Source organism: Bradyrhizobium daqingense (assembly GCF_021044685.1).
Classification (GTDB): Bacteria; Pseudomonadota; Alphaproteobacteria; order Rhizobiales; family Xanthobacteraceae; genus Bradyrhizobium; species Bradyrhizobium daqingense.
Map to the genome: position 1 here is coordinate 5,781,386 of NZ_CP088014.1, position 11,972 is coordinate 5,793,357.

The window sequence follows — 11,972 nt, forward strand, 5'->3', positions numbered from 1 at the left end:
GTATAGCAGAGGCCGGTTTTGCGCCGCAACCGGCGCTTCCTACCTATCCCGCCAGCGCTTTCAGGCGGGCAAGCGCCGATTTGGCGAGATCTCGGGTCAGTTCAGCCGCCGGGATCTCGCCGCCCAGCGCCACGGCCTGTCCTGCCCAGAGATTGGTGAAATCCACCCTGCCCTGCTTTTCGGCCGCCGCCTTCAGCGGCCCCAGCGCGGTCGCGGCATGGGGAAACGGCGGCGCATCCGGCGACACCGGGCCGGCCTCGCGCATCAGGCGGTTCTGCACGCCACGCGCCGGACGGCCGGTCATGACGTTGGTGATGACGGTGGAATCGTCCCGAGCCTCGGCGAGGGCCTTGCGGCCGCCCGCGCTGAGCTTGGATTCCGGACAGCGCAAGTAAGCGCTGCCGATCTGCACGCCGGAGGCACCGAGCGCAAAAGCGGCAGCAATGCCGCGCCCGTCGGCGATGCCGCCGGCCGCGATCACCGGCACCTTCACGGCATCGACGACCTGCGGCACCAGGGCGAAGGTGCCGGGCTGCTCGGCGATCTTGTCCGTCAGGAACATACCGCGATGGCCGCCAGCCTCTGCGCCCTGCGCAATGACGGCGTCGACGCCGTGCTGCTCGAGCCAGACTGCTTCCTTCACCGTCGTCGCTGAGGAGATGACGCGGCAGCCGGCCGCCTTCACCCGCTCGAGCAGCGCCTGCTCCGGCAGGCCGAAATGGAAGCTGACGATTTCCGGCTTCAGCTCCTCCACGACCTCGCAGAAGGCGGCGTCGAACGGGGCGCGGTTGGCCGCGGCGATCGGCGCCGCCGGATCGAGGCCATGCTCGGTGTAATAGTCCATCAGCCGCTGCTTCCAGCGCGCCTCAGCCTCGGCCGTCAGGTCGACCGGCGTGTGGCAGAAGAAGTTCATGTTGACCGGCGCCTGCACCCGCTGGCGGATGATGTTCACCTGCTCGCGCGCCTTCTCCGGCGACAGCATCGCGCTTGGTAACGAGCCGAGCCCGCCGCCCTCTGCCACGGCGATCACCAGCTCCGCATCCATCACGCCGGCCATCGGCGCCAGCACGATCGGGAATTCGGTCTTGAAGAGGTCGATCAGTCGACGGTCAGGCCACATGGTTTGTCTCTCTCAGTTCAGGCGACGGACGCGATCGAATTGCGCCGTCCGGCAAGGAGCTGCTCGGCCTCGATCGCGATCCGCTCCACGATTTCGGCCGCGGGCGGAATATCATGGATCAGTCCGACCGCCTCGCCCGCGATCACGGCGGCAACATCGAAATTGCCGGCCGCCTTCGCGGCGGCATAGTCCGCGGCGACTGCGGCGACATTCTGCATCAATTCGACCTCGCGTCCGATCCAGCGCCGCGCATGTTCGTTGACCAGGCACCGCCCGGTGAACGGTGCCGGCCAGACATTGTTGCGAGAGAGATCGAAGATGATGCCGCGCACGGTCGAGCCGCTGCTTGCCGCGCAGATGCGCCGCTTGGCTTCCTCCGCGCCATCGGCCTCCTGGCTCGCATAGAAGCGCGTGCCCAGCAGCACGCCGCTCGCGCCCAGCATCATCATGGCGGCAAGCCCACGCCCGTCGGCGATGCCTCCGGTCGCAACGACGGGCACGCGTCCAGCGGCGAGATCAACGATCGCAGGCACGAGATCGACGGTGCTGCGCGAGGCACCGTGCCCACCCGCCTCCGTTCCCTGCGCGATCAGGATGTCGGCGCCGGCGTCGAGCGCCTGCCTGGCCATCGCTTCGTCCTGCACCTGGCAGATGAGGTGTGCGCCGGCCGCCTTGATCTTCGCTGCGAACGGCGCGGGATCGCCGAACGACAGCATGATCGCGGATGGTTTTGCGGCGAGCGCGATGTCGAGCAGCTCGGGCCGCTTGGCGAGGCTCCAGGTGATGAAACCGATCCCGAACGGTGCCGACAACCCGGCGAGCTTCGCAGTCTCCTGCTCCAGCCACACCCTCTCGCCATAGCCACCGCCCAGAATGCCGAAGCCGCCGGCGCGGCTGACGGCCGTCACCAGACCGCTGCCGGCGATGACATCCATGGGCGCGAGCAAAATCGGATGCCTGATCCCCAGCAGCTCCGTCAGCGACGTCACAATGGACATGGTCCCTCTCTCCCGATCTGGACAGCGAGCGTAAGCGCGACTAACATTCGCGAAAAATGAATTCTTGCGAATGCTGCCATCTCAAAAGAGAAACGCCTCATGGAACTCAGCGATCTCCAGACCTTCGCGACTGTTGCCCGCGCCGGCGGCATCACCCGCGCCGCGGAGGAGCTCAACACGGTGCAGTCGAACGTCACCCAACGCGTCAAGGCGCTGGAGGCGGAGATCGGCACGGCGCTGTTCGAGCGGCACGCGCGCGGCATGACGCTGACCGGTGCCGGCAAGCGGCTCCTCCCCTACGCGCAAAAGATAGCGGCGCTGTCGCGCGAAGCCCTGCTGGCCGCACGCGACGATGGCGAGCCGAAAGGGCCGCTCGCGATCGGCTCGATGGAGACGACGGCGGCCGTGCGGCTGCCGCCGCTACTGGCGGATTTCCATCGCCATTGTCCGGCCGTGCGACTGTCCCTGCGCACAGCGCCGACGGCCGACCTCGTCGCCGCCGTGCTCGATGGCACGCTCGATGGTGCGTTCGTCGCGGGACCGATCACGCATGACGACCTCACCGCGACCAGCGCCTTCCGCGAGGAGCTGGTGCTCGTCAGCGCGCGGCGCTGGGCTTCGCTGGCCGAGCTGCGCGCCGGCACGCCGGAGTCCGGTCCGACCGCGCTGGTGTTTCGCACCGGCTGCACGTATCGCCAGCGCCTCGAGCAGGTGTTCGTCGAATTCGGCTGGCCGTCGGCGGCCCGCTTCGAGCTCGGCACGCTGGACGGCATGATCGGCTGCGTCGCCGCCGACATGGGCGTGACGCTGCTGCCGCGCGCGGTCGTCGAAGGCAGCGCGATGAGCGGCAACGTGTCGATCCACACGTTGAGCGCCTCGCATGCGCGCGTCGAGACGCTCTTCATCCAGCGCCGCGCCGGACATCGAACCAGCGCGCTCGGCGGCTTTGCCGCATGCCTGAAGCAGGACGCGGACGTCATCGCGGCCTGAGGCAGCCGTTCCGCGCGACGAAATTCACCGACACAAAACTGTCGATTTAGAATCGCTCGACGCTGTGCGCAGCGAACGTGCTTCCAGCCGCCGCAGCGCAGCACATCGAAAAGCTTTGAAGCTCGCGCTCCTTCTACGTTAGGATGAGCCACTGGCCGGCGCGAACCATAACGAAGCCAAAACATCGGGAGGACTATCGATGCGCAATACGCTCGTGTTGTGCTGCGTCGCTGCATTGTCGGCGATGACAGCCACAGCGAATGCCCAGGACTGGACTAAATCGAAATGGGGGCCGACCGACGAGATCGGCGCTGCCAATTACATGACGCCTGAGCTCGTCGTGAAGGCGGCATCGCTGGTGAAGACCGGCAAGACCTACGCGCTCGGCATGGCCGTCGATTCCAAGACTCCGGCCTATCCGCCGCGCGACTACAAGATCACCGTGGTGCAGCCGGGACAGGCGGGCAGCAGCGGCCTTGGTCCGAACAAGGCAACTTATAACGATGACATCCTCAACACCTGGGTGGGCGTCGGCAGCCAGCTCGACGGGCTTGGTCATCTCGGCATCGAGCACGTCTATTACAACGGCAACAAGCTGGCCGATTTCGCCGATCCGACCGGGCTGAAGAAGCTCGGCATCGAGAAGGTGCCGCCGATGGTCACCCGCGGCGTGCTGCTCGACATGGCCGCCTATTTCAAGACCGACGTAGTCAAGGAAGGCACCGCCTTCAACGTCAAGGAGATCGAGGAAGCCGCCAAGCAGCAGAACGTCGAGATCCGTCAGGGCGACGTCGTCATCTTCCACACCGGCTGGCTCAGCCTGGTCGGCAAGGACGACAAGCGCTATTCGGCCGGCGAGCCCGGCCTCGGCGTGGAGGGTGCGAAATATCTCACCGGCAAGGGCGTCGTCGCGGTCGGCGCCGACACCTGGGGGCTCGAAGTGCTGCCCTTCGAATCCAAGAACGTCTTCGAGGTGCACCAGATCCTGCTGGCGATGAACGGGACCTATATCCTTGAGAACATGGACACGGCCGCGCTCGCCCGGGACAAGGGCTACGAATTCCTGTTCGTGCTGGGACAGCCCCGCTGGACCGGCGGCGTGCAGGCGATGATCAACCCGATCGCGATCCGCTGACGCCCGAGACGGCATGAAATACGGCCGGGTGAGGTCTTGCAGTGTCTCCTTGGAGCACACCGTTACCTCACCCGGCCCGAACTTCAGGTACGAATGTCCTCATAGGACTCGATCCGACGCGGGCCGATCGAGGTCGCCTCGAGCGAGTCCGCGTCTGCGAGATTGCCGAAGTCGAGCCTGGTCAATTTCGCCAAGTCCGCGACCGAGACCTGGAAGACGCTGACGTCCTCTTCGGACATCCGCTCCAGTAGATCCGTCTCCTGGACACGGTCGATCTCCATGACCTGTTTGCGCTGGCTCATCAGGAACGCCATCGCCTTGAGAACGTCGTCGTCGCGCCGAACCAGGATCTTCCAGAAATATTTCGGAATTTGAACGCCGCCGAAGCTCGGATCCTTCCGCGGCCTGCCGGCCGGATTGGGCAAATCGGATCCGTCGGCGTCCGGCCCATCGAAGACCGGGCCGTTCATCACGATGCCCTTCTCCTCGCCCTTGAGCAGGATATCGCGCGTGTAATCCTCCAGTCCCGCCCAGAGCTGCTTGCCCTGGTTGAACGAGAAGAATTGCGGCGAGCAGTTGGTGAAATGGAAGGAATCGTCGCCGTGCTGCTTGGCCGCGGCGACGGTGTCGCCCCAGGTCGCATCGAGGCGGCGGACGAGATGACCGCGATCGAACGGATTCTTGCTGCGGTCCGCTTCGAAGGTGGCCTGCTTGCGGTAGAACTCGTCGCCGATCTGGGCATCGTCGTCGATGCGTGGATCGCGCAGCCAGGAATCGCCTTCGCGCTTGCCGACGTCCTGCTGCTGGCCGCCGTCGATATTGACGCAGCTGAAGAAGGCGAGCCCGCGCTCCTTGTTCATGACGACGCTATAGTTGAAATATTTCAGCTCGGACTGCCTGGAGCTTCCCTTCAGCATCGCGACTCGAGATTTGAGGGCGGCCGGTATCTTCGGCAGCGGGACGGAGAATTTGCCGGTGCCTAAGAAATTCGCCTTGTAGCCCGGCCGCGATTTCAGCGTGCTCTGATCGATATGCACGGCCTCCATGGGCAGGCCGTTCTTGGCACTGATGTGAGGCAGCAGGCCGACCGGCGGAACGATCAAGGGCTTGCCGCCATTTGGCATGCCGCCGTTCGCCGCTCCGCCATTTCCCCTAAGTCCCGGACTGGGCGGCATCGGGATTTCCTTCCGGAGCATCGGCAATGGCACGCGGACCGGGACCACCAGCGAGGTCCCATCGACGGATTGCTCGAACCAGAGATTGGCTCCGAAGGACATCGGGGCGACTGGCTGCGGCATCTTCTGGATCTCGTGCCGGGCCGGTTCTTCCTCGTCGAGCACCGGCTTGATCAGGGGATGCGAGCCGACCGAAATCTTGAGATCGGCGACGATCGCGCTGATCCGGATGCCCTCGTTGGCGATCCAGTCGATCGAGGTCTCGTCCATCGAGGCATCCCACACCCTGCCGTCCTTGGTCAGGGTGCGGCCCCTTGCGTCCTTCCTCGGCACGCCGCTGTGGTGCAGCGCGACCACCTGCCAGAAGCGGTTGAAGGCCGGCGAGCCTGACGAACCTGCCGTGGTATCGGTGTTGTACCAGACGAAGTCGCCGACATATTTGAGCAGCTTGTTCTCGCGGACGCAGACCTGCTTCATCTGCCCGCTGGGATGCTGGACGATGGTGAGGTACTCGCCCGGGTCCGCCTTGCCGGGAGCGCCACTGAGCGGCAACCAGCCCCAGTCCTCCAGATGTTCGTCGCCGGATAACGAGGCCGGTGCCACCGCGACGATGGAGAAATCCAGCCTGTCGTTGGTGTAGAAGAACCTGCCCGGCTCGAATCTGAATCTGGCCGGCGCACGCTCCTGCCCCGAGATGTCCAGCTCGTAGTTGAAATCGGCGACCGAGTTCGCTGCATCGGACGGCTTGCCGAAGACATGATGGTTCGTGAGAAGCAGGCCCGGCCCGATCAGAAAGCCCGAGCCGTAGCCGAGCAAATTCGACCTGACATCCCTGAGCTGGATGCGGCAGACCGAGCGCGCGGCAGCCGTGCCCTTGGCGAGATAGTTGATGCTGTCGAGATCATTGCCCTGGATGATCCGCTCGAGGCCGGCCTCGGCCTTCTGCACGTTCCCTGTCTCGGCGAAGAGCTGGCGCTGACGCAAGCGCTTCTTCTCGACCGACATCTCGATCGGGCCGTCGCCCAGCTTTTTGTTCAGGGCTTCCGGTGAAAACTCCGCTTGCTTGAATCGCCGTTCTGAGCCCGCGATCAGGCTTGGCTTGATAAACATGATGACCTCTCGAAAATTCGGATGAATATCGACGTGCGGAGGCTGAAAAGTGCGCCGAAGAAAATCGCGCCAAGGCTGCAGTGCGGTCGGATCGGCCGTTCACTGCCAATGTTCAAAAATCGGGGTCGCTTACCCCCACTACTTTAGCCAGATAAACCTATCTCGCCACAACTAAAGCGTCAATCGATGCCGATGACCGCTCGCGGCGACATCATGTCATAGGAGAAGGCTTTGCTTGTGTGAACTACGCAACAAATGATCGATGATCCGGCATGGAGGAATCAGGATCTGCAAAGCTTGGCGAGGGGTTGGAAGACGCGCTTCCGTCGCTAGGCCTTTCGATGCCACCGCTGCAGCGCCACCAGAGCCCAGATCGCTTCGACCAGGCCGAACGGCCAAGCGCCTTGCAGGAATCCATAGGCGGAGCCGAGTGCGCAGGACGCCGCGAACAGCAGCACGAACCAGTGGCTGCGGTCTTCCAGCGCATAGCAGACCAGCATCGCCGTCACGGCAAACAGGCCGAATAATGTCAGTGCATCCATGTCCAGGGTTCACTCCGCAGCACGACGCGTGATATGCGCTAAAGCCATGCCGGCTCTTATCCTGCCTCTCGTCGAAGCTGCAACCCACTGGCCCGCGCGCGGCGCGCTGGTCGGGCTCGACCTCGGCACAAAGACCATCGGCGTCGCCGTATCCGATCCCGACCGCAGGCTGGCGACCGGCGTCGAGACGATTCAGCGCAAGGCTTTCAAGCAGGATGCCGCGCGCCTGCTCGCAATCGCGGCCGAGCGCAAGGCGGCCGGCTTCGTGCTCGGCCTGCCCATCAACATGGACGGCAGCGAGGGCCCGCGCGCGCAATCCACGCGCGCCTTCGCACGCAATCTGGCCGGCCTGACTACGCTGCCGATCGGCCTGTGGGACGAGCGCCTCTCGACCGCGGCGGTCGAGCGCGAGTTGATCGGCATGGATGTCAGCCGTGCCAAGCGTGCCGAGGTGATCGACGAGCACGCCGCGATCTTCATCCTGCAAGGCGCGCTCGACCGGCTCGCCAATCTGCGCGCCGGCCCTGGGACGGACTGATCCATGGCCGTCGTCATCGCGGCTCTGCTGCCGGTCTTCATCCTCATCGTGCTCGGCATCGTACTGAAGCGCAGCCTGATGCAGCTCGACACGCAATGGCACGGGCTGGAGCGGCTGACCTATTTCGTGCTGTTTCCGATGCTGCTGATCCAGACGCTGGTGAGGGCCGATCTTTCCAAGGTGCCGGTCGCCGGCGTCGGCGGCGCGCTGCTGCTGTCGGCGCTGGCGATGTCGCTGCTGTGCCTCGCGCTGCGCCCGGCCCTGTCGCGGCTCGGCATCGACGGCCCCGCCTTCACCTCGATCTTCCAGGGGGCGACGCGCTGGCAGACCTTCGTCGGGCTGTCGGTCGCCGCCAACCTGTTCGGCGACGTCGGGCTGGCGCTCGCCTCCGTGGCGATGGTCGCGATCATTCCCCTGGTCAACGTGCTGAGCGTCGTGGTGCTCGCCCGTTACGCGGCGCCCGAGAAGCAGTCGGCAGGCACGATCGTCATGACGGTGATCCGCAATCCCCTGATCTGGGCCTGCGCGATTGGGCTCGCCGTCAACCTAATGCACCTGCCGCTGCCGAAGATCTGGCACGACGTCGCGGACGCGCTGAGCCGCTCCTCGCTCGCGATCGGCCTGCTCGTCACCGGCGCCGGCCTTCATCTCCAAGGCCTGTTGCGCCCGAGCCCGGGCGCGGCCATCGGCGTAGTGTTCAAGCTCGTGCTGATGCCCGCGCTCGCGATGGGACTCGGCGTCTGGTTCGGGCTCTCCGGCAACAGCCTTGCGATCGTGGCGATCTGCTCGGCGGTGCCGACCTCGTCCAGCGCCTATGTGCTGGCCCGCCAGATGGGCGGCGATGCGCCGCTGCTGGCGCAGATCATCACGCTGCAGACGATCTTTGCGGCCGTCACCATGCCGGTCGCGATCGCGCTGGCGGCGTGATCAACTTCCCAGCCACATCGTCAGCACCACCGCGGTCAGATTGTTGAGCGCGTGCAGCAGCGTCGTGAGCCAGAGCGAGTTGGCGCGATAGCGCATGTAGCCGAACCAGAGTCCGATGCAGAAGACCTCGGCCAGGAAGTACAGGTCGTATTGCAGGTGCACGATCGTCCACACCAGCGACGACAGCAGGATCGCGCCTGATACCCGCAGGAAGCTCTCCGACCAGCCGCGATAGAGGAAGCCGCGCGCCAGCACTTCTTCCGACATCGGCGCCGCCACGCTGAAGGCGAACAGCAACAGCAGGGCCGCCCCCTTGTCGCGGCCCGATTTCAACAGATCGGTCATGAAGCCCGGCGTCGCCTCGCGGCCCAGTGCGCGCGACATCGTCTCCCAGACAAGCACGATCAGGATCAGGCCGACGACACCAAGCAGCAGCTGCTTCCAGGACGGCCAATGCAGCGCGAGATAATCGACGAAGGACGCCTTCTTGATGCGAATGGCGAGCCAGACCACGGCCAACGTCGTCGGCAGACCCATGGCCACCGACAGCGCCAGCGCCTGGGGCTCGCGGCCGACGAGTTGCAGCGAAGCGAGGTCCATGGGCAGGCCGCGCTGCGCCACCAGCAGGACGATGGCGCCGATCTGCCCGACGAACATCGCGGAGAAGATCAGGAGGCCCCACAGCGCCGTGCCCCAGAACATCCAGACGCGCGGCGTCGCAGGCGTCACGGCCGGCGGCGGATAATCGGGATTGAGGGAGTCCATCACAAGGCTTTCGCTAGGCCGGCGCGCGGTCGAAAGAACCGTCATGCCCGGGCTTGTCCCGGGCATCCACGTTCTTCGCGCTGCGACTCAAGACGTGGATGGCCGGGTCAAGCCCGGCCATGACGATGGGGGTAGAAAGTGCCATGCTCACGGCAGCGCCCGCTCCAGCAGCGCGCGGACGTCGCCGCTGTCCAGCTCAACCGCACCGTACATGCTGGCGTGATTGGCGGCGAGGCGCGTGCTCGCGAACAGTTCGGCGCTGTGCGCAGACACGCCGTTCAGCGCCGCGGTCGCCGCGAGCAGCGCCAGCTTCTCGACCGCAAGCCGTGCAACGCGCTCGCCGTCGGCGCGTCGGAAGGCCTTGCCGATGAACGCGGCCGCCTCGCCTGCCCCCGGCAAGCCCCTGGTCTCGCCAGCCAGCGCTTGCAGCACCGCCGTGGCTGCGTCCGGCTCGCGCGCGAGCGCGCGGAGCACGTCGAGGCACATGACGTTGCCGGAGCCTTCCCAGATCGCGTTGACCGGCGCCTCCCGATAGTGCCGCGCGAGAATGCCGTCCTCGACATAGCCGTTGCCGCCGAGGCACTCCATCGCCTCGTAGAGAAACGGCGGCGCACTCTTGCAGGTCCAGTATTTGATCGCCGGCGTCAGCAGCCGCATATAGGCAGCTTCCGCCGCATCATGCGCCGTGCGGTCGAAGGCACGGCAGAGCCGCATCACCAGCGCCGTGCTCGCCTCGACATGCAGCGCCATGTCGGACAGCACCGCCTGCATCAGGGGCTGATCGGCGAGATGCTTCTGGAACACGCTGCGGTGACGGGCGTGATGCAGCGCATGGGCGAGCCCCGAACGCATCAGGCCGACCGAGGCGATCGCGCAATCCTGCCGCGTCAGCTGCACCATCTGGATGATGGTGCGGATGCCCTTGCCCTCCTCGCCGACCGCTTCGGCATAGGCGCCGACGAACTCGACCTCGGACGACGCATTGGAGCGGTTGCCGAGCTTGTCCTTCAGCCGCTGGAACTGCATCGCGTTCACCGAGCCGTCAGGCGCGAAGCGCGGCATGAAGAAACAGGTCAGGCCGTTCTCCGCCTGCGCCAGCACCAGGAATGCATCGCACATCGGCGCCGACATGAACCATTTGTGGCCGGTGATGCGATAGGCATGTCCGTCGCGCACGGCCCGGGTCATGTTGGCGCGCACGTCCGTGCCGCCCTGCTTCTCGGTCATGCCCATGCCGAGCGTCATGCCGCGCTTGTCCCACCACGGCGCGAAGCTCGGGTCGTAGCTCCTGGTCGACAGCACCGGCATCACTTTGCCCAGTAGGTCCGGTTGCATCGCCAGCGCCGCGACGGAGGCGCGCGTCATCGTGATCGGGCAGAGATGGCCGGTCTCGACCTGCGCCGCCATGTAGAACTTTGCCGCGCGAATGACCTCGGCGGCATCGCCCGCAGGTTTTCCATCGGCCGTCCAGGTCGAGTTGTGCAAGCCGGCATGCGCGCTGTGCGCCATCAGCTCGTGATAGGCGGGATGAAACTCGACCTGATCGCGGCGATTGCCCTTGGCATCGAAGCTGCGCAGCTTCGGCGTGTTCTCGTTCGCAACGCGCCCGCGATCGGCCATCGCCGCCGAGCCCCATTGCTTGCCGAATTCCGACAGCTCGCGTTCCGCCGACGCGCCGCCATTGGCCTTGACCGCCTCGATCAGCGGCCGATCGACGGCGAAGAGGTCGACGTCCTCGAACGGCGGCGACTGGTTGAAGACCTCGTGGGTCGCAAAGCTCGGCTGGGTCATGGGGTACTTCCTCGGAGCGGACTTTTAGTTCCGCCGCGGCTGGATCGGGAAATCATAGGCCGCCCCGCCTGCCCCCGGCAGGGAAAAATGCCACCACTCCTTCGAATAGTTCACAAAGCCTTGCCTGGCCATCGCCGCCACCAGCCGCTTGCGCCAGGCGCGCTGTTCCGGACTGATCGATGGCGCCGCCGTGTGCCCCTTGGTATCGGTACAGTCGTAGCCGGTGCCCATGTCGACACTGCCCTCCGGCGCGCGCGCATCGACTGGCGCCGTGCAATCGGCATAGGTCTTCGAGGGATCGTATTTGGCGGAATTGTCGGCCTTGAGATCGACCAGCGTGAGATCGAGCGCCGCCCCGGCCGAATGCTGCGAACGGCTCGCGATGTAGCCGAGGCGGAACAACTCGGTCTTTGGAATTCGCGGATTGTAGCGCCGCTCGGCCGCCGTCTCGTGGCCGTTCTGCGACCACTTCACCATGTCGAGCGAGGCCCGCGCCGGCCGGTAGCAGTCGAACATCTTGAGCGAGAGATTTTGCGCCGCCAGCTCCTGCTGGATCGCCTTCAGCCGCAGCCCCACCTCCCGCTTCACCACGCATTCGCCGGCGTTGTAGCCGGCGAGCGGACGGCCGACGAAGTTGTTCGACGTGGCGTAGCGAATGTCCTGGATGATGCTGGGATCGATGTCGCGCAGGTAGGCGAAGCCGCCAGGGAGCGATTGGGCGTGGGCTGCACTGATCGTCACTGCGGCGAGGAACGCTGTCAGAATTCTTTTCACGGAATGCCCCACATCGTCATGGCCGGGCTAGTCCCGGCCGTCCACGTTCTTTTGCGTCAAATGCGATAGAAGATCGTGGATGCCCGGGACAAGCCCGGGCATGACGG

11 protein-coding genes are annotated in these 11,972 nt (G+C 65.4%); 4 read left to right on the forward strand and 7 right to left on the reverse strand.

Annotation, left to right across the window (positions count from 1 at the left end; translation table 11 throughout):
- Positions 1-43: 43 nt before the first annotated feature.
- The gene (locus LPJ38_RS27455) at positions 44-1,120 is read right to left on the reverse strand and encodes an NAD(P)H-dependent flavin oxidoreductase (RefSeq protein ID WP_145629980.1); all 1,077 of its coding nucleotides are present in this window, start codon (positions 1,118-1,120) and stop codon (positions 44-46) included.
- Positions 1,121-1,137: 17 nt separating this feature from the next.
- Entirely contained in the window at positions 1,138-2,118 is a 981-nt protein-coding gene (locus tag LPJ38_RS27460; RefSeq protein ID WP_145629979.1) for an NAD(P)H-dependent flavin oxidoreductase, read from the reverse strand.
- 99 nt (positions 2,119-2,217) lie between these two features.
- Between LPJ38_RS27460 and LPJ38_RS27465 the strand changes: the two genes are divergently transcribed.
- Both LPJ38_RS27465 and LPJ38_RS27470 read left to right on the forward strand, forming a co-directional pair.
- A complete protein-coding gene (locus LPJ38_RS27465; protein WP_145629978.1) occupies positions 2,218-3,108 on the forward strand; it encodes a LysR family transcriptional regulator in 891 nt (296 codons plus the stop codon).
- 199 nt (positions 3,109-3,307) lie between these two features.
- Positions 3,308-4,243 (forward strand): cyclase family protein, encoded by a 936-nt coding sequence (locus LPJ38_RS27470; protein ID WP_145629977.1) that lies wholly within the window; start codon positions 3,308-3,310, stop codon positions 4,241-4,243.
- A gap of 83 nt (positions 4,244-4,326) precedes the next feature.
- Here LPJ38_RS27470 and LPJ38_RS27475 read toward each other — a convergent pair whose 3' ends face one another.
- Together LPJ38_RS27475 and LPJ38_RS27480 are read right to left on the reverse strand one after the other, a co-directional pair.
- Positions 4,327-6,528 (reverse strand): DNA/RNA non-specific endonuclease, encoded by a 2,202-nt coding sequence (locus LPJ38_RS27475; protein WP_145629976.1) that lies wholly within the window; start codon positions 6,526-6,528, stop codon positions 4,327-4,329.
- A 329-nt stretch (positions 6,529-6,857) separates the two neighbouring features.
- The gene (locus LPJ38_RS27480; RefSeq protein ID WP_145629975.1) at positions 6,858-7,070 is read right to left on the reverse strand and encodes a hypothetical protein; all 213 of its coding nucleotides are present in this window, start codon (positions 7,068-7,070) and stop codon (positions 6,858-6,860) included.
- Positions 7,071-7,116: 46 nt separating this feature from the next.
- On the opposite strand from LPJ38_RS27480, the gene ruvX reads away from it, so the two are divergent.
- Together ruvX and LPJ38_RS27490 are read left to right on the forward strand one after the other, a co-directional pair.
- Positions 7,117-7,608: a Holliday junction resolvase RuvX gene (ruvX, locus tag LPJ38_RS27485; RefSeq protein ID WP_167520307.1), complete on the forward strand. Its 492-nt coding sequence runs from the start codon at positions 7,117-7,119 to the stop codon at positions 7,606-7,608.
- 3 nt (positions 7,609-7,611) lie between these two features.
- A complete protein-coding gene (locus LPJ38_RS27490) occupies positions 7,612-8,535 on the forward strand; it encodes an AEC family transporter (RefSeq protein WP_145629973.1) in 924 nt (307 codons plus the stop codon).
- Here LPJ38_RS27490 and LPJ38_RS27495 read toward each other — a convergent pair whose 3' ends face one another.
- From LPJ38_RS27495 to LPJ38_RS27505, 3 genes are all read right to left on the reverse strand, one after another.
- Positions 8,536-9,300, reverse strand: coding sequence for a CPBP family intramembrane glutamic endopeptidase (locus LPJ38_RS27495; protein WP_145630166.1), 765 nt, complete (start codon positions 9,298-9,300; stop codon positions 8,536-8,538). It lies immediately after the preceding gene.
- Positions 9,301-9,447: 147 nt separating this feature from the next.
- On the reverse strand, positions 9,448-11,091 hold the full coding sequence (locus tag LPJ38_RS27500) for an acyl-CoA dehydrogenase family protein (protein WP_145629971.1): 1,644 nt from the start codon (positions 11,089-11,091) through the stop codon (positions 9,448-9,450).
- 24 nt (positions 11,092-11,115) lie between these two features.
- Positions 11,116-11,865 (reverse strand): M15 family metallopeptidase, encoded by a 750-nt coding sequence (locus LPJ38_RS27505; protein ID WP_145629970.1) that lies wholly within the window; start codon positions 11,863-11,865, stop codon positions 11,116-11,118.
- Between the last annotated feature and the right edge of the window lie 107 nt (positions 11,866-11,972).